18 protein-coding genes are annotated in these 21,049 nt (G+C 62.6%); 11 read left to right on the top strand and 7 right to left on the bottom strand.

The window, feature by feature from the left end:
- Positions 1-37 precede the first annotated feature (37 nt).
- Positions 38-1,492, top strand: a complete 1,455-nt coding sequence (locus tag CF161_RS21015) for an MDR family MFS transporter (protein WP_371106535.1) — start codon at positions 38-40, stop codon at positions 1,490-1,492.
- A 21-nt stretch (positions 1,493-1,513) separates the two neighbouring features.
- Here CF161_RS21015 and CF161_RS21010 read toward each other — a convergent pair whose 3' ends face one another.
- The 4 genes from CF161_RS21010 to CF161_RS20995 all read right to left on the bottom strand — a co-directional run bounded on the left by CF161_RS21010 (position 1,514) and on the right by CF161_RS20995 (position 5,414).
- Positions 1,514-2,317: a cache domain-containing protein gene (locus tag CF161_RS21010; RefSeq protein ID WP_256206464.1), complete on the bottom strand. Its 804-nt coding sequence runs from the start codon at positions 2,315-2,317 to the stop codon at positions 1,514-1,516.
- Positions 2,318-2,483: 166 nt separating this feature from the next.
- Complete coding sequence (locus CF161_RS21005; protein WP_020298619.1) at positions 2,484-3,323, bottom strand: hypothetical protein; 840 nt, start codon at positions 3,321-3,323, stop codon at positions 2,484-2,486.
- Positions 3,324-3,428: 105 nt separating this feature from the next.
- Positions 3,429-4,421 carry an NAD(P)-dependent oxidoreductase gene (locus CF161_RS21000; protein WP_020298618.1) on the bottom strand — a complete coding sequence of 331 codons (993 nt, stop codon included), beginning with the start codon at positions 4,419-4,421 and terminating at the stop codon, positions 3,429-3,431.
- 93 nt (positions 4,422-4,514) lie between these two features.
- Positions 4,515-5,414: a LysR family transcriptional regulator ArgP gene (locus CF161_RS20995; protein ID WP_020298617.1), complete on the bottom strand. Its 900-nt coding sequence runs from the start codon at positions 5,412-5,414 to the stop codon at positions 4,515-4,517.
- A gap of 96 nt (positions 5,415-5,510) precedes the next feature.
- Here CF161_RS20995 and CF161_RS20990 point away from each other — a divergent pair, with 96 nt between their 5' ends.
- From CF161_RS20990 to CF161_RS20945, 10 genes are all read left to right on the top strand, one after another.
- Positions 5,511-5,912: an ACT domain-containing protein gene (locus tag CF161_RS20990; protein WP_020298616.1), complete on the top strand. Its 402-nt coding sequence runs from the start codon at positions 5,511-5,513 to the stop codon at positions 5,910-5,912.
- Between the two features lie 5 nt (positions 5,913-5,917).
- The gene (locus CF161_RS20985; protein ID WP_020298615.1) at positions 5,918-6,520 is read left to right on the top strand and encodes a LysE/ArgO family amino acid transporter; all 603 of its coding nucleotides are present in this window, start codon (positions 5,918-5,920) and stop codon (positions 6,518-6,520) included.
- 176 nt (positions 6,521-6,696) lie between these two features.
- On the top strand, positions 6,697-7,293 hold the full coding sequence (locus tag CF161_RS20980; RefSeq protein WP_020298614.1) for a superoxide dismutase: 597 nt from the start codon (positions 6,697-6,699) through the stop codon (positions 7,291-7,293).
- Positions 7,294-7,597: 304 nt separating this feature from the next.
- Positions 7,598-9,649 carry a bifunctional diguanylate cyclase/phosphodiesterase gene (locus CF161_RS20975; RefSeq protein WP_020298613.1) on the top strand — a complete coding sequence of 684 codons (2,052 nt, stop codon included), beginning with the start codon at positions 7,598-7,600 and terminating at the stop codon, positions 9,647-9,649.
- A gap of 161 nt (positions 9,650-9,810) precedes the next feature.
- Entirely contained in the window at positions 9,811-11,154 is a 1,344-nt protein-coding gene (locus CF161_RS20970) for an imelysin family protein (protein ID WP_020298612.1), read from the top strand.
- Positions 11,155-11,332: 178 nt separating this feature from the next.
- Positions 11,333-12,760 (top strand): di-heme oxidoredictase family protein, encoded by a 1,428-nt coding sequence (locus tag CF161_RS20965; RefSeq protein WP_020298611.1) that lies wholly within the window; start codon positions 11,333-11,335, stop codon positions 12,758-12,760.
- 31 nt (positions 12,761-12,791) lie between these two features.
- Entirely contained in the window at positions 12,792-13,856 is a 1,065-nt protein-coding gene (locus CF161_RS20960) for an imelysin family protein (protein WP_020298610.1), read from the top strand.
- Positions 13,857-13,858: 2 nt separating this feature from the next.
- Positions 13,859-14,956 (top strand): DUF1513 domain-containing protein, encoded by a 1,098-nt coding sequence (locus CF161_RS20955; protein WP_020298609.1) that lies wholly within the window; start codon positions 13,859-13,861, stop codon positions 14,954-14,956.
- Positions 14,957-15,093: 137 nt separating this feature from the next.
- The gene (locus CF161_RS20950; RefSeq protein ID WP_020298608.1) at positions 15,094-16,245 is read left to right on the top strand and encodes an efflux RND transporter periplasmic adaptor subunit; all 1,152 of its coding nucleotides are present in this window, start codon (positions 15,094-15,096) and stop codon (positions 16,243-16,245) included.
- 13 nt (positions 16,246-16,258) lie between these two features.
- Positions 16,259-19,282, top strand: a complete 3,024-nt coding sequence (locus CF161_RS20945) for a multidrug efflux RND transporter permease subunit (protein WP_020298607.1) — start codon at positions 16,259-16,261, stop codon at positions 19,280-19,282.
- Between the two features lie 58 nt (positions 19,283-19,340).
- Here the strand turns inward: CF161_RS20945 and CF161_RS20940 are convergent, their stop codons facing one another.
- From CF161_RS20940 to CF161_RS20930, 3 genes are read right to left on the bottom strand one after another with little or no spacing between them, the layout of a single operon-like run.
- Positions 19,341-19,568 (bottom strand): hypothetical protein, encoded by a 228-nt coding sequence (locus tag CF161_RS20940; RefSeq protein ID WP_020298606.1) that lies wholly within the window; start codon positions 19,566-19,568, stop codon positions 19,341-19,343.
- Positions 19,569-19,570: 2 nt separating this feature from the next.
- Positions 19,571-20,284 carry a lipopolysaccharide kinase InaA family protein gene (locus CF161_RS20935; protein WP_043229943.1) on the bottom strand — a complete coding sequence of 238 codons (714 nt, stop codon included), beginning with the start codon at positions 20,282-20,284 and terminating at the stop codon, positions 19,571-19,573.
- 4 nt (positions 20,285-20,288) lie between these two features.
- Complete coding sequence (locus tag CF161_RS20930; RefSeq protein ID WP_020298604.1) at positions 20,289-20,969, bottom strand: class I SAM-dependent methyltransferase; 681 nt, start codon at positions 20,967-20,969, stop codon at positions 20,289-20,291.
- Positions 20,970-21,049: the final 80 nt, after the last annotated feature.

Here is a 21,049-nt window from a genome sequence, read left to right as displayed (position 1 = left end):
GGCTACCCCGGCCATACGCAGTGTGCTGATCGCCCTGATGCTGGCGATTTTCCTTGGCGCACTGGACCAGACCATCGTCGCCGTTTCCATGCCGGCCATTTCCGCGCAGTTCAAGGATGTCAGCCTGCTGGCGTGGGTCATTTCCGGCTACATGGTGGCCATGACCGTGGCCGTGCCGATCTACGGCAAGCTCGGCGACCTCTATGGCCGGCGCAAGCTGATGCTGTTCGGCATGGGCCTGTTTACCCTGGCCTCGCTGTTCTGCGGCATGGCGCAAAGCATGGAACAACTGGTGCTGGCGCGGATTTTCCAGGGCATCGGCGCCGGCGGGATGATTTCGGTGAGCCAGGCGATCATCGGCGATATCGTTCCCCCCCGTGAGCGCGGGCGCTACCAGGGTTATTTCAGCGGCATGTATGCGGTGGCCAGCGTCGCCGGACCGGTGCTCGGCGGCTATATGACCGAGTACCTGTCCTGGCGCTGGGTGTTTCTGATCAACCTGCCCCTGGGCCTGGGTGCGTGGCTGGTGGCCCATCGCACCCTGGTCGGGCTGCCCCTGCCGCAACGCAAGCCGATCATCGATTACCTCGGCACGCTGTTGATGATCATCGGCCTGACCGCCCTGCTGCTGGGCATCACCGAGATCGGCCAGGGCCACGCCTGGCGCAGCAACCAGGTCCTTGGCCTGCTCGGTATCGCCGTGGTCGCTCTGGCGCTGTTTGTCTGGCACGAGCGCAGGGCCCGCGAGCCATTGCTGCCGATGCACCTGTTCGCCAACCGCAACGCCGTGCTGTGCTGGTGCACGATTTTCTTCAACAACTTCCAGGCCATTTCCCTGATTGTGCTGATGCCGCTGCGGTTCCAGAGTGTCACCGGCGCCGGGGCCGACAGCGCCGCGCTGCACCTGCTGCCACTGGCCATGGGCTTGCCGATGGGGGCGTATTGCGCCGGGCGCCGAACCTCGGTGACCGGGCGCTACAAACCGATGATCCTTGGCGGCGCGCTATTGATGCCGATCGCCATCCTCGGCATGGCCTTCAGCCCGCCCCAGGCGGTGCTGCTGAGCAGCCTGTTCATGCTGTTGTGCGGGATTGCCGGTGGCATGCAGTTCCCCACCTCGCTGGTGGGTACGCAGAATGCGGTGGAGCAACGGGACATCGGCGTGGCCACCAGCACCACCAACCTGTTCCGTTCCCTGGGCGGGGCCGTCGGGGTAGCACTGATGTCGGCGCTGCTGCTGACCTTGCTGCAGCACTCCGGCCTGGCTCATCTGTCGGGCGCGGCGCTGCTGGTCGAAGGCAGCTCGGGCAACGCCTTGCTCGAGAGTCTGAATGCCGCGCCCGGCCCCGCGCAGGACGCCCTGCGCGGCGAGTTGCTGCTGACCTTCCGCCATCTGCTGATGGTCAGCGCGGCGGTGTCCCTGCTTGGGCTGGCAGCGGCCCTGGCCATGCCCAATATGCTCCTGCGCGGCCGCGAAGACGCTGTGCGCTAGGCCGCGCCAGGGTTCAGGGCCTCACGGACTGTAATAACCGACCGCCACCAGCAGGTCGCCGACCTTGCGCAGGTACGCGTGTTTGTCTTCGACCTTGCCGGTTACCGGGTTTTTCCAGCGGTACTCATATTCCCCCTGATCCTGCTTGGCCATCAGGGCCAGGATCGGCTCGCCTACCGGCTTGCCCTCGGGGTCGCGGATCTTGCCAAAGTCGGTATTGATCAAGCGCAGGTTGGTGCCGTGGGCCACGTAGCGATGAGTCTTGAGGTCGACGACAAAGACATACAAATCGTCCTGCAGAAAACCGCCCTTGAGTGAGTTGATGGCGTTGAGGGTCTGTTTCTGATCGCTGCCAAGCGCGCTGGCTGCCTTGTCCAGCAACGCCCGGGCCTGATCGGCCGACGCCCGGGGCAGGTAGTAGCCGACCGCCAGAATGCGCTCGCCGACCCGCTGGAAAAACACCCGCTTGCGCTCGACCTTGCCATCGGCCCAGTTCTGCCAGCGGTACTCGGCTTCCTGGACGCCCTCGCTCGGGGTCTTGAGCATATCCTTGAAGGCTTTTTTCAGGTCCGGTCCAAGCACCTCCGACACATCACGACCGATCAGCGCCGCCGATGGGCCTCCGCTGGCGAGCATCACGCCGTGGGTGTCGACCACGAACACATAGCGGTCCTTGTCGACAAAATCGCCCTGACGGCTGAAGGCGGCAAATGCCTTGTCACCCTGTTGCTGATAATAAGCCACGGCTTTTTCCAGCAAGGCCCTGGCCGCTGCACCTTCATCGGCGTCCGGTACGGCCGCCAGGGCGACGCTGCCAAAGAGCATCAACAAACCGTACAGCCAGGAACCGTTCAGCCAAGCCTTCATTGCTCATTCCTCGTTCTTGTTGGTGTTTCAAGAGCGTAGACGGCAACGGGCTATGGTCGAGTATTCAGTCAACGGGGGGCAGAAGGAGCCTTCCCACGCCTGGCGCAGGAAGGCGGGGGTTCGATCAGGGACGGGCGCTGATCTGCTGTTGCAGGTTCTGGATCTGGCTTTGCAGGGTGTTGATATTGCGCGTGACCTGCCCCCGGAAGGCGTCGAACTCGGCGGTATTGGTCGCCCCTTGTGCCGGGGCCGGATGGTTATCCTGCTGGCTCTTGAGCACGATCATGTCCTGCTCCAGGCGCTCCACGGCGGCGCTCGGGTTGCCCTGCTTTTTCAGCGCAGCGACGTCAGCCGCCAGGCTCTTGAGCTGGGCATCAAGCTTGCCGGCATCGCCCTGGCCACCCTTGAGGGTCGCCAACTCGGCGCTCAAGGCTTTGACCTGAGCCTGCAACTGGGTGTTGGCGGCCTGCTGTTCGGTGGTCTGGGCGCTCATCTGGGCCAGGCGCTTGTCGAGGTCGGTGGCTTGTCCGGCAACGCCTTGCTGCTGCTTGCCTTGATCCAGCAACTTGCTTTCGAGCTGCTTGATCTGCAGCTTCAACGCCTCGCTGTCGCTGTTGACGTTGGACTGGCTGGCCACCACCTTGCCGGAAATATCCTGCAAACGCCCCGCCGCCTCCTCACTGATGCGGGCAAAGCTTTCCTGGGTTGCCACCAGTTGCTGCTCCATCAGCGAGATCTGCTGGAAGCTCCACCAGGCCAGGCCGATAAAGGCAAAGAACAATGCCCCGACCAGCGCCCACAGTGGCCCGGTGCTCGGCCCCTTGACCTTGACCACCGGCGTGCTGCGCGAGTGCACGGCGGTGCGCTCGCGGGCAGAGGTGGTGGTCGGAAAATCATCGTCATCGAGAGGGTCGGCGCGCAGGCTGGGAACATCATCGAAGTCGTCGTTGGCATCGTTACGCATGGGTCAACCTTTGTGAACCGCAGTAATGGCTGGGTGAGCGAGTATAAACCGCTAATTCGCCGCACTGATCGACCCCGAAGTGCAAACTCGGTTCAGTGTTTGTTTTCAGCGTATGTCCTGGGCCTTCCACCAACCGCAGAACTCGTCGAGGGCGGTCCACAGGCTGACCTTGGGCTCGTAGTCCAGATAATGCCGGGCCCGGCTGATGTCGAGGGTGAAGTTCTTGTTCATCACCTGCGTCCCCAGGCGCGACAGGGTCGGCTCTGGGCGGCCGGGCCACAGCTTGCACGCCCCCTCATTGAGCGCCGCTACGCTGTAGGCCAGGCCGTAGGAGCGGTAGCGCGTGACCTGCGGCACTTCCATCTGGCGCATCACGTAGTTGATGACATCCCACACCGGCACCGGGGCGCCGTTACTGATGTTGTAGGCCTTGCCCAGGGCCGAGCCGGCAGCCAGCAAGCTGCTGAGCAGGGCTTCATTGAGGTTCTGCACGCTGGTGAAGTCGACCTTGTTCAGGCCATTGCCGACAATCGCCAGCCGTCCCTTGCGCTGCATCTTCAACAGCCGCGGAAAAATGCTCATGTCCCCGGCGCCGGTGACGAAGCGCGGGCGCAGTGCCAGGACTTCCAGCCCGAACTCCTGGGCGCCGAAGACTTTCTGCTCGGCCAGGTACTTGGTCGCGGCATAGGGATGCTTGAAGCGCTTGGGCACTTGCTCTTCGGTCAGGCCCAGGTGGTCGCGGCCGTCGAAGTAGATCGACGGCGACGACAGGTGCACCAGGCGCCGAACATTTTGCTTGAGGCAGGCCTCGACCACGTTCTCGGTGACCAGCACGTTGCCCTGGTGGAAGTCCTGATAACGCCCCCACAAACCCACCGCGCCGGCGCAGTGGACCACCGCGTCGACATCACGGCACAGGTTGCGTACCAGGCCGGCATCGCTCAAGTCGCCCTGGATGAACTCGGCCCCGCGGCGCAGCAAATGCTCGACCGCTTCGGCCCGGCGCCCGTTGACCCGTACATCCAGGCCTTGCTCAAGGGCGAACCGCGCAAAGCGCCCGCCAATGAAGCCGCTTGCGCCGGTGACCAGAATTTTCATGACTTCTCCTAGAAATGCAGTGCGCGCTTCAAGCCACGGGCTGCACGTTAAATCTTCACGCAAGCACATCGCTTGTCGCTTGCAGCTTGACGCTTACGGCTGCACCCAGGGCACCAACCATTGCGCAGAGGAACGCGCCAGATGCTCGGTCAGCAACCCCAGCAATTGCCCGCCATTGCGCCAATGATGCCAGTACAGCGGCACATCGATCGGCTTATCTGGCAGCAGCTCCAGCAATTGGCCGCGTGCCATCTGTTCGCGCACTTGCAGTTCCGGCACCAGGCCCCAGCCCAGGCCAGCCTCCGTGAGGCGGATAAAGCCCTCCGAAGACGGGCACAAATGGTGCTCGAACCCGCCATTGACCCCGAGCGACGCCAGGTAGCGATGCTGCAGAAAATCATCCGGGCCGAACACCAAGGCCGGGGTGCGAGCCAGTTGCTCGGCGCGCACGCCCTGGGGGAAATGGCGCTGGATAAAAGCCGGGCTGGCCAGGGCGCGATAACGCATGGCGCCCAACAGCAGGCTGCGCGCACCGGCCACCGGCCGCTCGCTGGCACAGACACAAGCCGCCACCTCTCCGGCGCGCATGCGCTTGAGGCCGACGGTCTGATCCTCGACCACCAGGTCCAGCAGCAGGTGCTGTTCAGCGCAAAAATCCCCCACCGCCTCGGCCCACCAGGTTGCCAGACTGTCGGCATTGAGGGCGATGCGCAGGCGTTCCGGCAGGCCTTCTTCGTCCAGCGCCGGCACCAGGCTCTGCAGATCCCGCTCAAGCAGACGCACCTGCTGCACATGGTTGAGCAGGCGCCGGCCGATCTCAGTCGGCGCCGGCGGCGTGGCCCGCACCAGCACCGGCTGCCCGACCCGGGCCTCCAGCAATTTGATGCGCTGGGAGATGGCCGATTGCGACAGCCCCAGCACCTGGGCCGCGCGTTCGAACCCCGCCTGCTCGACCACGGCGGCCAGGGCCGAGAGCAATTTGTAGTCGAACATCAGTTTTCCTAATGAGCGATCAGTAATATTGGTTTTTCTTATACAGCCCTGAACCGGAGAATAGCCAGCATGCCTCTTCGATCAAGGACTTCTTTCATGGCCGGTGAAACCACCCTCGCCACATTGCTGCGCAGCATGAGCCCGCAGCTCAATACCGGCGAATACGTCTTCTGCTGCGTCGCCGACGCCAGCCAGCTTCAGGGCTGTGAAGCGGTGGGCAGCTTTCGCGAACAGGAAGGCCTGACCGTCATCCTCGAACGCGCCCAGGCTGAACGTCTGGGCCTGGGCTTCGACTATGTCGCTGCCTGGATCACCCTCAACGTGCATTCGGCATTGCAGGCGGTCGGCCTGACCGCCGCCTTCTCCAGCGCCCTGGGCCAGGCCGGCATCAGCTGCAACGTGATGGCCGGCTATTACCACGACCACCTGTTTGTCGGCCTGGAAGATGCCGGGCGGGCCATGGATGTATTGCAGCAACTGACCGCGGGCCAGGAGTAAGGATTATGTGGCAAAGCTATATCAACGGCCTGCTGGTCGCGGCGGGGCTGATCATGGCGATCGGCACCCAGAACGCCTTTGTCCTGGCGCAGAGCCTGCGGCGCGAGCATCACCTGCCGGTGGCGGCGCTGTGCGTGACCTGCGATGCGCTGCTGGTTGCAGCCGGCGTCTTCGGCCTGGCCACCGTGCTGGCCCAGAACCCGACCCTGCTGGCCGTGGCGCGCTGGGGCGGCGCGGTGTTCCTGATCTGGTACGGCAGCCAGGCCCTGCGCCGCGCCTGCTCGAAACAGAGCCTGCAACAGGGCGAAAACCAGGCCGTACGCTCCTTGCGCGCGGTGCTGCTCAGTGCCCTGGCGGTGACCCTGCTCAACCCCCATGTCTACCTCGACACGGTGCTGCTGATCGGTTCCCTGGGGGCGCAACAGACCGAGCCTGGGGCCTATGTGGTCGGTGCCGCCAGTGCCTCGCTGCTGTGGTTTTTCACCCTGGCCCTGGGCGCGGCCTGGCTCGCTCCGTGGCTCGCCCGGCCCAGCACCTGGCGGATTCTCGACCTGCTGGTGGCGGTGATGATGTTCAGCGTCGCGTGGCAATTGATCAGCGCCGGCTGACTTATTCCAAAAGGCTCTGGAACCTCTATCCCACACAGTTGTTGCGTGGTTTTGCCGCACCCCCGGTGCTATGATCCAGCCCCTGCGCCGCAAAGAGTACAAACTCCCCGGCGCTTGTTTGGCCGCCCGTGATCGGCCTTGCGCTCACCGCAACTGACCTGATTAGGAGAATCATCATGGCTTTCGAATTGCCGCCGCTGCCCTACGCACACGATGCCCTGCAGCCGCACATCTCCAAGGAAACCTTGGAATTCCACCACGACAAGCACCACAACACCTACGTCGTGAACCTGAACAACCTGGTGCCAGGCACCGAGTTCGAAGGCAAGACCCTGGAAGAAATCGTCAAGACTTCCTCGGGCGGCATCTTCAACAACGCCGCTCAGGTCTGGAACCACACTTTCTACTGGAACTGCCTGGCGCCAAACGCTGGCGGCCAACCTACCGGCGCCCTGGCTGAAGCCATCAACGCGGCTTTCGGTTCGTTCGACAAGTTCAAAGAAGAATTCACCAAGACTTCCGTCGGCACCTTCGGTTCCGGTTGGGGCTGGCTGGTGAAAAAGGCTGACGGTTCCCTGGCCCTGGCCAGCACCATCGGCGCCGGCAACCCGCTGACCAGCGGCGACACCCCGCTGCTGACCTGCGACGTCTGGGAACACGCTTACTACATCGACTACCGCAACGTGCGTCCGAAGTACGTCGAAGCGTTCTGGAACCTGGTCAACTGGAAATTCGTCGCTGAGCAATTCGAAGGCAAGAAATTCGTTGCCTAAGCGCGTTTCGCAGTAAAAAAAAGCCCGGCATTGCCGGGCTTTTTTCGTCCGTAGCTTGGGATATGTCTTGCCCCAAAGCGATGGCACGCTAACATCTACTCAGTAAAAAATATGACCTGCCCCTCAAGTTGCAGGGCCTCGCTACCGACACATTATCAATGGGCCAAAATGCTCCTAATTAGTGCATTCCGGCCAAGCCTACCGGCGAAATATCCTGAGCACGATTGTCTCTTTGACTGCCAACACGGGATTGCCAATACTCATGGCAACTTGACGCTACGCGCACGGAACAAGGAATAGCCCTTTGAAGCTGGAACTCAAAAACAGCTTGTCGGTGAAGTTGCTCCGGGTTGTGCTGCTGTCGGCACTGATCGTGGGCGTAGTCTTGAGCTGCGCGCAAATCGTCTTCGACGCCTACAAGACTCGGCAGGCGGTGGCCAACGATGCCCAGCGCATTCTCGACATGTTTCGCGACCCATCGACCCAGGCGGTCTACAGCCTGGACCGGGAAATGGGAATGCAGGTCATTGAAGGGCTGTTTCAGGACGATGCCGTGCGCATGGCCTCCATCGGCCATCCCAACGAAACCATGCTCGCGGAAAAAAGCCGTGAGCTGCAGCAATCCCCCAGTCGCTGGCTGACCGACCTGATCCTCGGCCAGGAGCGCACCTTTACCACGCAGTTGGTGGGTCGCGGCCCCTACAGCGAATATTACGGCGACCTGAGCATCACCCTCGACACCGCCACCTACGGCAAGGGCTTCATTGTCAGCTCGGTGATCATTTTCATTTCCGGCGTCCTGCGTGCCCTGGCCATGGGCCTGGTGCTGTACCTGGTCTATCACTGGCTGCTGACCAAGCCGCTGTCGCGCATCATCGAGCACCTGACCACCATCAACCCGGACCGTCCCAGCGAACACCAGATTCCACTGCTCAAGGGCCACGAGAAAAACGAACTGGGGATCTGGATCAACACCGCCAACCAGTTGCTGGCCTCCATCGAACGCAATACCCACCTGCGCCACGAAGCGGAAAACAGCCTGCTGCGCATGGCTCAGTACGACTTCCTCACCGGCCTGCCCAACCGCCAGCAGTTGCAGCAGCAACTGGACAAGATCCTGGTGGACGCCGGGCGCCTGCAACGCCGGGTCGCGGTGCTGTGTGTCGGGCTGGATGACTTCAAAGGCATCAACGAACAGTTCAGCTACCAGACCGGCGACCAGTTGCTGCTGGCCCTGGCCGACCGCCTGCGTGGCCACAGCGGCCGCCTCGGCGCCCTCGCGCGCCTGGGCGGCGACCAGTTCGCCCTGGTCCAGGCCGATATCGAACAACCCTATGAAGCCGCGGAACTGGCCCAGAGCATCCTCGACGATCTGGAAGCGGCGTTCGCCCTCGATCACCAGGAAATACGCCTGCGCGCCACCATCGGCATCACCCTGTTTCCCGAAGACGGCGACAGCACCGAGAAGCTGCTGCAAAAAGCCGAGCAGACCATGACCCTGGCCAAGACCCGGTCGCGCAACCGCTATCAGTTCTATATCGCCAGCGTCGACAGCGAGATGCGCCGCCGTCGCGAACTGGAAAAAGACCTGCGCGAAGCCCTGGTGCGCGAGCAGTTCTATCTGGTCTATCAGCCGCAGATCAGCTACCGCGATCATCGCGTGGTCGGGGTCGAAGCACTGATTCGCTGGCAGCACCCGGAGCACGGCCTGGTGCCGCCGGACCTGTTCATCCCCCTGGCCGAACAGAACGGCACCATCATCGCCATCGGCGAATGGGTGCTGGATCAGGCCTGCCGGCAACTGCGCGAGTGGCACGACATGGGGTTCAGCGACCTGCGCATGGCGGTCAATCTGTCCACGGTGCAGCTGCACCACGCCGAGCTGCCGCGGGTGGTCAACAACCTGCTGCAGATCTATCGCCTGCCACCGCGCAGCCTGGAGCTGGAAGTCACCGAGACCGGCCTGATGGAAGACATCAGCACCGCCGCCCAGCATCTGCTGAGCCTGCGCCGCTCCGGCGCGCTGATCGCCATCGACGACTTCGGCACCGGCTACTCCTCATTGAGCTACCTCAAGAGCCTGCCCCTGGACAAGATCAAGATCGACAAGAGCTTCGTCCAGGACCTGCTGGATGACGACGACGATGCAACCATCGTGCGGGCGATCATCCAATTGGGTAAAAGCCTGGGCATGCAGGTGATTGCCGAGGGGGTGGAAACCGCCGAGCAAGAGGCCTACATCATCTCCGAAGGCTGCCATGAAGGTCAGGGCTATCACTACAGCAAACCCCTGCCGGCACGGGAGTTGAGCGCCTACCTGAAACAAGCCCAGCGCAGCAACGCGGCCATCCTCTGAGCGGGCGACCGCGCAACGGGGCTTGATCCAGCGCAACCGTCCCGCGAATAAGAAATATTTCCAAGAGCAACCCTTTACACATAATGCAAATCTTTCGCATTATGTGGCAGTTTTGCGCGCCCCCGCGCCTGTCCACCCCCTCTCGAAGCAGGATGTTCGCCATGATTCGTATGCCTCTGGCTACCGCCAGTCTGTTGGCCATCGCTATTTCCCTCGCCGGTTGTGGCGAAGGCAAAGACAAGGCCGCCGCGCCTCAAGCGCCGACCCCAGCCACCAGCACTGCCACTCCTGCGGCAGACGCCAGCGCCGGCAAGGTCGATGAAGCCGCAGCCAAGGCCGTTGTCGCGCACTACGCCGACCTGGTCTTCGCCGTGTTCAGCGACGCCGAATCCACCGCGAAGAACCTGCAAACCGCAGTCGACGCCTTCCTCGCCAAGCCGAACGCCGACACCCTGGCCGCCGCCAAGACTGCCTGGATCGCCGCCCGCGTGCCTTACACCCAGAGCGAAGTGTTCCGTTTCGGCAACACCATCATCGACGACTGGGAAGGTCAGGTGAACGCCTGGCCCCTGGACGAAGGCCTGATCGACTACGTCGACAAGAGCTATGAGCACGCGCTGGGCAACCCGGGCGCCACCGCCAACATCATCGCCAACACGCAAGTCCAGGTCGGCGAAGACAAGGTCGACGTAAAAGACATCACTCCGGAAAAACTCGCCAGCCTCAATGAGCTGGGCGGTTCCGAAGCCAACGTCGCCACCGGCTACCACGCCATCGAATTCCTGCTCTGGGGCCAGGACCTCAACGGCACCGGTCCAGGCGCCGGCAATCGCCCAGCCTCGGACTACCTGGAAGGCGCTGGCGCCACCGGTGGCCACAACGATCGTCGTCGTGCCTACCTCAAGGCCGTAACCGACCTGCTGGTCAGCGACCTCGAAGAAATGGTCGGCAACTGGAAGCCGAACGTGGCCGACAACTACCGCGCCACCCTGGAAGCAGAACCGGCTGAAACCGGCCTGCGCAAAATGCTCTTCGGCATGGGCAGCCTGTCCCTCGGCGAACTGGCGGGCGAGCGCATGAAGGTTTCCCTGGAAGCCAACTCCCCTGAAGACGAGCAGGACTGCTTCAGCGACAACACCCACAACTCGCACTTCTACAACGCCAAGGGCATCCGCAACGTCTACCTGGGCGAATATACCCGCACCGACGGCACCAAGCTGACCGGCGCCAGCCTGTCTTCCCTGGTGGCAAAAGCCGACCCGGCCGCCGACACCGCGCTCAAGGCCGACCTGGCCGACACCGAAGCCAAGATCCAGCTGATGGTCGATCACGCCAACAAAGGCGAGCACTACGACCAACTGATCGCGGCCGGCAACGACGCGGGCAACAAGATTGTGCGCGACGCCATCGCCGCTCTGGTCAAGCAGACCGGTTCGATCGAACAGGCCGCCGGCAAACTGGGGATCAGCGACTTGAACCCGGACAACGCCGATCACGAGTTCTGATCCGCGCGGTATAAAAAAGGCGACCTTCGGGTCGCCTTTTTATTGCCTGCCCCACGCCGGGGCTGGCAGACCCCGCCCAGCTTGTCCTGGGTCAAACCAAACGATAATTCCTCTTATTCAAATTTCGTCGCCCTGTTAGACTTTGCGCCCTTGTTTTGCTCGTCTTGCAGGATGTCCGATGCCCTTGTCGCTGCTTCGCTGGTCTGCGCTATTCATGGCCCTGAGCCTGAGTGCCTGCGATGACGCCCCGCGTTTCACCAAGGCCGAACCTGGCGAAGCCCGCTCAGGCGGCGCGGCCACCGTTCGCAAGACCGATCAGAACGCCTTCTCCCTGCCCTCGGCCAATTTGTCGCCCACGCGGCGCCTGGACTTCAGCGTCGGCAACAGCTTTTTCCGCAGCCCCTGGGTGATCGCCCCGTCCACCACCACGGCCCGTGATGGTCTTGGCCCGCTGTTCAACACCAACGCCTGCCAGAACTGCCACATCAAGGACGGCCGCGGCCATCCGCCGACGCCAGATGCCGCCAACGCGGTGTCGATGCTGGTGCGCCTGTCGCTCCCCAACGACCCGGCCTACGCCACGCTCATCGAACAGGTCGGTATCGTGCCGGAGCCGGTGTATGGCGGGCAGTTCCAGGACATGGCCATCCCCGGCGTGGCCCCGGAAGGCAAAGTGCGCGTGGAGTACGACCCGGTCAGTATGCGGTTCAAGGACGGCACCGAGGTCGAGTTGCGCAAGCCCAGGTTGCTGCTGACTCAACTGGGCTATGGACCGATGCACCCGGACACCCGGTTCTCGGCCCGGGTGGCACCACCGATGATCGGCCTCGGCCTGCTGGAAGCCATCCCCGAAGCGGCGATCCTGGCCAATGCCCAAGCCCAGGCCAGCGCCAAAAACGGCATCGCCGGCCGGCCCAATCAGGTCTGGGACGATGCCCTGCACAAAACCGTGCTCGGGCGTTTTGGCTGGAAAGCCGGGCAACCCAACCTCAATCAACAAAATGTTCACGCGTTTTCTGGTGATATGGGCCTGACCACCAGCCTGAGACCGTTCGATGATTGCACCGACACCCAGACTGCCTGCAAACAAGCCCCCTCTGGCAACGGCCCCGACGGTGAGCCGGAAGTCAGCGACAACATCCTGCGCCTGGTGCTGTTCTACAGCCGCAACCTGGCCGTTCCGGCGCGCCGCGATGTCGGCTCGCCGCAGGTCCTGGCCGGCAAGAATCTGTTCTTCCAGGCCGGTTGCCAGTCCTGTCACACCCCTAGCTACACCACGGCGGCCAATGCCGCAGAGCCCGAGTTGGCCAACCAGGTGATCCGCCCCTACAGCGACTTGCTGCTGCATGACATGGGCGAAGGCCTGGCCGACCACCGTAGCGAGTTCCTGGCCGGCGGCCGGGACTGGCGGACCCCGCCACTGTGGGGCGTCGGCCTGACGCAGACAGTCAGCGGTCACACCCAGTTCCTGCATGACGGCCGCGCCCGCAACCTGCTCGAAGCCGTGCTCTGGCATGGCGGCGAAGCTCAAGCGGCGCAGCAACAGGTTTTATCTTTCAATGCCCAACAGCGTGCAGCGTTGCTGGCATTCCTGAATTCTCTATAAGCTTTTCTCCATTAAAAAAGGGAGCCCGACCATGTTTCGTCCCAAATTGCTGTTTACCAGCCTTGCCGCCCTCGCCCTCGGCGCCTGCTCGCCGCAGGACCCGCAGGCCGTGACCTCCGCAGCCATTGCCAAGCAGGTGATCCTGCCGACCTACAGCCGTTGGGTCGAAGCCGATCGTCAACTGGCGGTCAGCGCCCTGGCGTTCTGCGAAGGCAAGGAAAACCTCGACACCGCCCGCGCCGACTTCCTCCATGCGCAAAAAGCCTGGGCCGAGCTGCAACCGCTGCTGATCGGGCCGCTGGCCGAGGGCAATCGCTCGTGGCAGGTGCAGTTCTGGCCAGACAAGAAAAACCTGGTGGGGCGCCAGGTCGAGCAACTGGTCACCGCCAACCCGCAGATCGATGCGGCGGCGCTGGCCAAGTCCAGCGTGGTGGTACAAGGCCTGTCGGCCTATGAGTACATCCTGTTCGACAGCAAGATCGACATGGCCAACAGCGAGCAGAAAGCCCGCTACTGCCCATTGCTGACCGCCATCGGCGAACGTCAGAAAACCCTGGCCGAAGAGATCCTGTCGAGCTGGAACAGCAACGACGGCATGCTGGCGCAGATGAGCAAGTTCCCCAACCAGCGCTATGCCGACTCCCATGAAGCGATCGCCGATCTGCTGCGGGTCCAGGTCACGGCCCTGGACACCCTGAAGAAAAAACTCGGCACGCCGATGGGCCGCCAGAGCAAGGGCATCCCTCAGCCGTTCCAGGCGGATGCCTGGCGCAGCCAGTCGTCCCTGCAGAGCCTGGAAGCCAGCCTGAGCGCGGCGCAGACTGTCTGGGCCGGGGTCGACAACAAGGGCCTGCGTGGCCTGCTGCCGGCTGAACAGAAACCGCTGGCCGACAAGATCGATGCCGCCTACGCCGCGTCCCTGAAACTGTTCGCCAGCAGCCAGCGCTCCCTCAGCGAAATGCTCAGCGACGATGCCGGCCGCCAGCAACTCAACGACATCTACGACAGCCTCAACGTGGTCCACCGCCTGCACGAAGGCGAACTGGCCAAGGCGCTGGGCATCCAACTGGGCTTCAACGCCAACGACGGTGACTGATCATGCTGCGACGTCAGGCCGTGGCGCTCGGCAGCCTGCTGCTGAGCGCGGTCACCCTGGGCGGCTGGAAGCTGTTCAAGCAACAGAATCAAAGCCCTTTGCTGCTGTCGGCCAGGGATGATGGCGACGGGCAACATTATGCGGTCGGCTACCGCCTGGATGGCCAGCAAGTGTTCGCCACCCGGGTCGGCCAGCGCTGCCACGACATCATCAACCACCCGACGTTGCCGATTGCGCTGTTCGTGGCCCGGCGCCCGGGCACCGAGAGTTACCTGATCGACCTGCGTGACGGCAGTCTGCTGCAGACCCTGAGCTCGCAGCCGAACCGGCACTTCTACGGCCATGCGGTGATCCATCACAGCGGCGACTGGCTGTACGCCACCGAAAACGACACCACCGATCCCGGTCGCGGCCTGCTGGGTCTGTACCGATTCGAGGGTGAACGACTGGTGCACAGTGGCGAGATTTCAACCCACGGCATCGGTCCGCACCAGGTGTCGTGGATGCCCGATGGCGAAACCCTGGTGGTGGCCAACGGCGGTATCCGCACCGAGGCCGAGAGCCGGGTTGAAATGAACCTCAACGCCATGGAGCCGAGCCTGGTGCTGATGCGCCGTGACGGCACCCTGCTGAGCAAGGAAACCCTGGCCCAGCAGATGAACAGCGTGCGCCACCTGGGCATCGCCAGCGACGGCACCATCGTCGCCGGCCAGCAGTTCATGGGCGCCGCCCACGAGTCCTCCGAACTGCTGGCGATCAAGCGTCCCGGGCAGCCCTTCGTCGCCTTCCCGGTGGCCGAGGAACAACTGCAAGCCATGGGGCACTACACCGCCAGCGTCGCGGTACACAGTGACTTGCGCCTGGTGGCCCTAACCGCGCCCCGGGGCAACCGCTTTTTTATCTGGGACCTGGACAGCGGCGAACTGCGCCTGGATGCGCCCCTGCCGGACTGCGCCGGAGTCGGTGCGGTCGCCGACGGCTTTGTCGTGACTTCGGGCCAGGGTCGTTGCCGCTTCTACGACTGCCGCCAGAAACAACTTGTGGCAAAACCTCTGGAGCTGCCCGCAGGCCTCTGGGATAACCATTTGCATCTGATCTAGCCGTCCCCCCCTTCGCCGCCCCTGGCGAAGGGGCTCCAGTTGAATGGATTGTCATCTGGAAGCCCCCGAAAAGTCGGAGTAATGTGCCCGGCTATCCACGCTTTTTATTCCCGGCTTTTTGTCCAAGGAAATGGAATATGCTGCGCCGCCGCATGCTGATCATGTTGGGTATCGTCCTGTTAATCGTGCTGCTGCTGGCGGGCTATAAAGCCTTCTCCATCTACCGGCAGATTCAGGTGTTCTCGGCCCCACCGCCGCCGATCAGCGTCGCCGTGGCCACCGCCAGCGAACGCCCCTGGCAAAACCGCCTGCCCACTGTCGGCACCCTCAAGGCCTTGCAGGGCGTCAACCTGAGCCTGGAAATCGCCGGCACCGTCAAAGATCTGCAGTTCGAGTCAGGGCAACAGGTCAAGGCCGGGCAAGCGCTGCTGCAACTCGACAGCGCAGTGGAAAGCGCCCTGCTGGACACCGCCCAGGCCGACCTCGGGCTGGCCCAGCTGGATTTCGGTCGCGGCAGCCAACTGGTCGGCAGCCAGGCCATTTCCAAAGGCGAATTCGACCGGCTCTCGGCGCAGTTGCAAAAGAACAAAGCCACGGTCAATCAGTTGAAAGCTGCGCTGGCCAAGAAACGCATGCTCGCGCCCTTCAGCGGCACCATCGGCATCCGCCAGGTGGACATTGGCGACTACCTGGCCAGCGGCACGGTGATCGCGACCTTGCAGGACCTGAGCAGCCTCTACGTCGACTTCTACATTCCGGAACAGTCGGTGCCCAAAGTCGCCCTGGGCCAGCCGGTGCAAATCAGCGTCGCGGCCTACCCCGGGGAACAGGTCGAAGGCAAAATCAGCGCCATCAACCCCAAGGTCGAGAACAGCACGCGCAACGTGCTGGTCCGCGCCACCCTGGCCAACCCGGGCGGCAAGCTGCTGCCGGGGATGTTCGCCAACCTGCAGGTGCTGCTGCCCGATCCCCAGGCAAAAATCGTGGTCCCGGAAAGCGCCATCGCCTACACCCTCTACGGCAATTCGCTGTATGTGGTGGCCCACAGGAAAGCGGCGGACGGCAGCGAGGAAAAAGACCCTCAGGGTCAACCGATCCTGATCGCCGAGCGGCGCTACGTCGAAACCGGCGAACGCCGGGATGGCCTGGTGCTGATCAACAAAGGCGTGGCCAAGGGCGAGCAAGTGGTCAGCGCCGGGCAGATCAAGCTGGACAACGGCGCGCACATTGCCATCAGCCCGGACAAGCTGCTGCCCGATCATCAGAACAGCCAGCCACGTACTGACTGATCAAGGAATCACCATGGCTTTTACCGACCCGTTCATTCGTCGCCCGGTGCTCGCCACCGTGGTCAGCCTGCTGATTGTGCTGCTGGGCTTCCAGGCCTGGAGCAAGCTGCCCCTGCGCCAATACCCGCAGATGGAAAACGCCCTGATCACGGTGACCACCGCTTACCCCGGCGCCAACGCCGAGACCATCCAGGGCTACATCACCCAGCCGCTGCAACAGAGCCTGGCCAGTGCCGAAGGCATCGACTACATGACCTCGGTCAGCCGCCAGAACTTCTCGGTGATTTCGATCTACGCGCGCATCGGCTCCAACAGCGACCGCTTGTTCACCGAGCTGTTGGCCAAGGCCAATGAGGTCAAGAACCAGCTGCCGCAAGACGCCGAAGACCCGGTCCTGAGCCGGGAAGCCGCCGACGCCTCGGCGCTGATGTACATCAGTTTCTTCAGCAAGGAGTTGAATAACCCGCAGATCACCGACTATCTGTCGCGGGTCATCCAACCGAAGCTGGCGACCCTGCCGGGCATGGCCGAGGCCGAGATCCTTGGCAACCAGGTGTTCGCCATGCGCCTGTGGCTGGACCCGGTCAAGCTGGCCGGCTACGGCCTGAGCGCCAGTGACGTGACCGATGCCGTGCGCCGCTACAACTTCCTGTCGGCGGCCGGCGAGGTCAAGGGCGAGTACGTGGTGACCAGCATCAACGCCAACACCGAGCTCAAATCCGCCGAAGCCTTCGCCGCGATTCCGCTGAAAGTCGATGGCGACAGCCGGGTGCTGCTCAGCGACGTGGCACGGGTGGAAATGGGCGCGGAGAACTACAACGCCATCAGTTCCTTCGCCGGCACGCCCTCGGTCTACATCGGCATCAAGGCGACTCCTGGCGCCAACCCGCTGGATGTGATCAGGGAAGTGCGCAAGCTGATGCCCGAGCTGGAGTCCCAACTGCCGCCCAACCTCAAGGTCGAAATTGCCTACGACGCCACGCTGTTTATCCAGGCCTCGATCAACGAGGTGCTCAAGACCCTGTTCGAAGCCGTGCTGATCGTGATTGTGGTGGTGTTCCTGTTCCTCGGCGCCCTGCGCTCGGTGGTGATCCCGGTGGTCACCATCCCGCTGTCGATGATCGGCGTGATGTTTTTCATGCAGTTGATGGGCTACTCGATCAACCTCTTGACCCTCTTGGCCATGGTATTGGCCATCGGCCTGGTGGTGGACGATGCGATTGTGGTGGTGGAGAACATCCACCGGCATATCGAGGAAGGCAAGACGCCGCTGGACGCAGCCATCGAGGGCGCCCGGGAAATCGCCTTGCCGGTGGTGTCGATGACCATCACCCTGGCCGCGGTGTATGCGCCGATCGGGTTCCTGACGGGGCTGACCGGAGCGCTGTTCAAGGAGTTCGCCCTGACCCTGGCCGGGGCGGTGGTGATTTCCGGGGTGGTGGCCCTGACCCTGTCGCCGATGATGTGCGCGCTGTTGCTGCGCCACGATGCAAACCCCAGTGGCCTGTCCCACCGTCTCGACCAGATATTCGAGGGTCTCAAGCGCCGCTACCAGCGCATGCTTCACGGCACCCTCAACACCCGGCCGGTGGTGCTGGTGTTCGCATTGATCGTGCTGTGCCTGATTCCGCTGCTGCTCAAGTTCACCAAGTCGGAGCTGGCCCCGGATGAGGACCAGGGGATCATTTTCATGATGGCCTCGGCCCCACAACCGGCCAACCTGGACTACCTCAACGCCTACACCGATGAGTTCATCACGATCTTCAAGGAGTTCCCCGAGTACTACTCATCGTTCCAGATCAACGGCTTCAACGGCGTGCAGTCTGGGATCGGCGGCTTCCTGCTCAAGCCCTGGAGCGAGCGCAGCCGGACCCAGATGCAGATCCTGCCAGAGGTGCAGGGCAAGTTGAGCGCCATCGCCGGGCTGCAGGTGTTCGGCTTCAACCTGCCGTCCCTGCCGGGCACCGGGGAAGGCCTGCCCTTCGCGTTCATCATCAACACCCCGAATGACTACGAGTCGTTGCTGCAAGTGGCCGAGCGCATCAAGAAACGCACCATGGAGTCCGGCAAGTTCGCGTTCGTCGACCTCGACCTGGCCTTCGACAAACCGGAAGTGGTGGTCGATATCGACCGCGCCAAGGCGGCGCAGATGGGGGTTTCAATGCAGGATCTGGGCAGCACCCTGGCCACCTTGCTGGGGGAGGCGGAAATCAACCGCTTCACCATCGACGGCCGCAGCTACAAGGTGATCGCCCAGGTCGAGCGGGCCTACCGCGACAACCCCGAATGGTTGAACAACTACTACGTGAAGAACACCCAGGGCCAGGCGTTGCCGCTGTCGACCCTGATCACCGTCACCGACCGCGCACGTCCCCGGCAGTTGAATCAGTTCCAGCAACTCAACGCGGCCACGATGTCCGGCGTGCCCATCGTCAGCATGGGCGAGGCGATCGAGACCGTGCGTCAGATTGCCCGGGAGGAAGCACCGGCGGGTTACGCCTTCGACTATGCCGGTGCCTCCCGTCAGTTCGTGCAGGAAGGCAGCGCGCTCTGGGTCACCTTTGGCCTGGCGCTGGCGATTATTTTCCTGGTGCTGGCCGCGCAGTTCGAGAGCTTTCGCGATCCGCTGGTGATTCTGGTGACCGTGCCGCTGTCGATCTGCGGGGCGTTGATCCCGCTGTTTCTCGGCTGGTCGAGCATGAACATCTATACCCAGGTCGGGCTGGTGACCCTGATCGGGCTGATCACCAAGCACGGGATCCTGATCGTTGAATTCGCCAACCAACTGCGCAAGGACAAGGGCCTGACCCCACGGGAGGCCGTTGAAGAAGCCGCCGCCATACGCTTGCGTCCGGTGCTGATGACCACCGCGGCCATGGTCTTCGGCATGGTGCCCTTGATCCTGGCCACCGGCGCGGGGGCCGTCAGCCGTTTTGACATCGGCACCGTGATCGCCACCGGCATGTCGATCGGCACCCTGTTCACCCTCTTCGTATTGCCGTGCATCTACACCTTGCTGGCCAAGCCGGACAGATAAACGCCAGCACAGTAAAAGGCCTCGCAATGCGAGGCCTTTTAGGTGGGCTTGCTGCTCTTCAACTTTGCGGCCTCATTCCCTGTGTCATGCCGAACATGAACAACAACAGATCATGGTCGGGCTTGACCACCGCAGAGGCTTTGGCCACTCGTGGCAGAGGGCAATGCGCATCGCTGTGCATTGCACTGAGCACTTGCGTACGCGGCTGCTCCCAGGCAGCCACGGCCAGTGAGGCGACCACCAGGGCGCCTACCAGAAACAAACCTCGTGCAACTTCTAGCTTCATCGCTATAAACCTTTGATAGCGCTGCCAAACGCCGTTTTGTAAAAGTAGTAGAGTTTGTCCCAGTCCGTGGCATTCCACGACGAATGGCGACGCAGTTGTTTCATGTCATGGGCCGCCGCTCGTTGACGGGACAGGCGTTGCCGACACTTCTCGAAATCCAGCAGCGCCACCTCGACCTCGGCCGACTCCCCGCTCCCGGTGACCTTGACGAACACGTGCTTGGCATACAGGCAACCGTGCTGCCAACGCCCCTGATGCATGCGCGCCAGGGTTTGGGCCAACTCCTTGAGCAACCGGTCATGCAGCGCTTCATCGTGGCGCTCACGCTCGCCGGCGGCATACCAGTTTTCCACTTCCACAAACCCCTCGAGCGCCGCGGTGACCAACAGCGCCCGCCACTGGTGCTCGGGGTCACGTTGCGCACCACAGAACACCAACTCCGGCACCCGCACGTCCAGCAGACGCAAGCCCTTGAGGGCCGCCTCCTCACGCAGCACAGTGGGGCGCCCAAAGGGGTGCAGCCAACTGCGATAAATATGCCCGGTCTGACGCTTTACATAGAGCAAACGGCCGTTGATGCCCGAAACCCGCTGCACACCGCTTTCCCCGCCTCGACGTCGATTGGGCTCTTCAACCCATTCGCCGTGTTGATTCCAAAAATAATCGAAGCGATCTGCGTGCGCGACGTCCATTTCCGATGCACATTCAACAGCCATCCTGTTACCTCTTACGTAGTACGTAAACCCGCCACATAGCGTAGAGCGGGAAAAAATCCAGACGATCCTGGACGCGAAAACCTGCCTGTTCAAATTCTTGTTCTACCGTGGCCGCAGGTAACACAAACCGGTTCTGGTAACCCTGCTCCCCGTTTTCCTCGAGCCGCTGACGCTCCATGCGCTTGCGTTTCCAGGCCTTGAAATTACCGTCAACCCAGAGTGAAACAATGACGCTATCGCGGGTAACCCGCTGAAACTCCTGCAACAAGGCGACCCTGTGCGCCGACTCACCAATGTGGTGGAGCAGCCGCATGGAGAAAATACTGTCGACTGCGTTATCCGGCAGATCGATGGCAAATGCAGAGGTCTGCAAGGGTTGTACCCGTTTTACCACCTCACCTGGTTGGGCCACGGTGGCTATCTTCAACATGGATGCGGAATTATCAGCACCAATGATCACGCGGTTGGCTTTTTCCGCCAGCAATGGCCAGAAGCGCCCGGCGCCACACGGCAAGTCGAGCACCAGGCCCGGCTCACCGGCCAGGGCCAGGGCGGCACGGGCCAACTGCTCATCACGCCGATGGGACAATTGGCGCGCAAGACCGTTCTGGTGCTTGAGCAAATAGTCCTGGGCATGCTGATCGTCGTACTTTTCGGAAAATTCCAGCTTGATCGGGGTCGCCATCTTCAAAGTCTCCTGCAACTGATGGCGCCACTTTAGGTAGCGGACTGTCAGCGTCAGGTCATGCCTTTGTGAAAACTTTG

The sequence above is a fragment of the Pseudomonas sp. CF161 genome (assembly GCF_000416215.1).
In the GTDB taxonomy this organism is placed as follows: domain Bacteria; phylum Pseudomonadota; class Gammaproteobacteria; order Pseudomonadales; family Pseudomonadaceae; genus Aquipseudomonas.
This window is presented reverse-complemented; position numbering and strand designations above follow the sequence as displayed.

What these genes read in the sequence shown, in the direction of transcription:
- CF161_RS20970 (WP_020298612.1), top strand. Translation starts at nt 9,811, where the DNA reads ATGATTCGTATGCCTCTGGCTACCGCCAGTCTGTTGGCCATCGCTATT.
- CF161_RS20965 (WP_020298611.1), top strand. Translation starts at nt 11,333, where the DNA reads ATGCCCTTGTCGCTGCTTCGCTGGTCTGCGCTATTCATGGCCCTGAGC.
- CF161_RS20980 (WP_020298614.1), top strand. Translation starts at nt 6,697, where the DNA reads ATGGCTTTCGAATTGCCGCCGCTGCCCTACGCACACGATGCCCTGCAG.
- CF161_RS20945 (WP_020298607.1), top strand. Translation starts at nt 16,259, where the DNA reads ATGGCTTTTACCGACCCGTTCATTCGTCGCCCGGTGCTCGCCACCGTG.
- CF161_RS20935 (WP_043229943.1), bottom strand. Translation starts at nt 20,284, where the DNA reads ATGGCTGTTGAATGTGCATCGGAAATGGACGTCGCGCACGCAGATCGC.
- CF161_RS20950 (WP_020298608.1), top strand. Translation starts at nt 15,094, where the DNA reads ATGCTGCGCCGCCGCATGCTGATCATGTTGGGTATCGTCCTGTTAATC.
- CF161_RS21010 (WP_256206464.1), bottom strand. Translation starts at nt 2,317, where the DNA reads ATGCTCTTTGGCAGCGTCGCCCTGGCGGCCGTACCGGACGCCGATGAA.
- CF161_RS20960 (WP_020298610.1), top strand. Translation starts at nt 12,792, where the DNA reads ATGTTTCGTCCCAAATTGCTGTTTACCAGCCTTGCCGCCCTCGCCCTC.
- CF161_RS20955 (WP_020298609.1), top strand. Translation starts at nt 13,859, where the DNA reads ATGCTGCGACGTCAGGCCGTGGCGCTCGGCAGCCTGCTGCTGAGCGCG.
- CF161_RS20930 (WP_020298604.1), bottom strand. Translation starts at nt 20,969, where the DNA reads ATGGCGACCCCGATCAAGCTGGAATTTTCCGAAAAGTACGACGATCAG.
- CF161_RS20940 (WP_020298606.1), bottom strand. Translation starts at nt 19,568, where the DNA reads ATGAAGCTAGAAGTTGCACGAGGTTTGTTTCTGGTAGGCGCCCTGGTG.
- CF161_RS20990 (WP_020298616.1), top strand. Translation starts at nt 5,511, where the DNA reads ATGGCCGGTGAAACCACCCTCGCCACATTGCTGCGCAGCATGAGCCCG.
- CF161_RS20995 (WP_020298617.1), bottom strand. Translation starts at nt 5,414, where the DNA reads ATGTTCGACTACAAATTGCTCTCGGCCCTGGCCGCCGTGGTCGAGCAG.
- CF161_RS21015 (WP_371106535.1), top strand. Translation starts at nt 38, where the DNA reads ATGCTGGCGATTTTCCTTGGCGCACTGGACCAGACCATCGTCGCCGTT.
- CF161_RS20985 (WP_020298615.1), top strand. Translation starts at nt 5,918, where the DNA reads ATGTGGCAAAGCTATATCAACGGCCTGCTGGTCGCGGCGGGGCTGATC.
- CF161_RS21005 (WP_020298619.1), bottom strand. Translation starts at nt 3,323, where the DNA reads ATGCGTAACGATGCCAACGACGACTTCGATGATGTTCCCAGCCTGCGC.
- CF161_RS21000 (WP_020298618.1), bottom strand. Translation starts at nt 4,421, where the DNA reads ATGAAAATTCTGGTCACCGGCGCAAGCGGCTTCATTGGCGGGCGCTTT.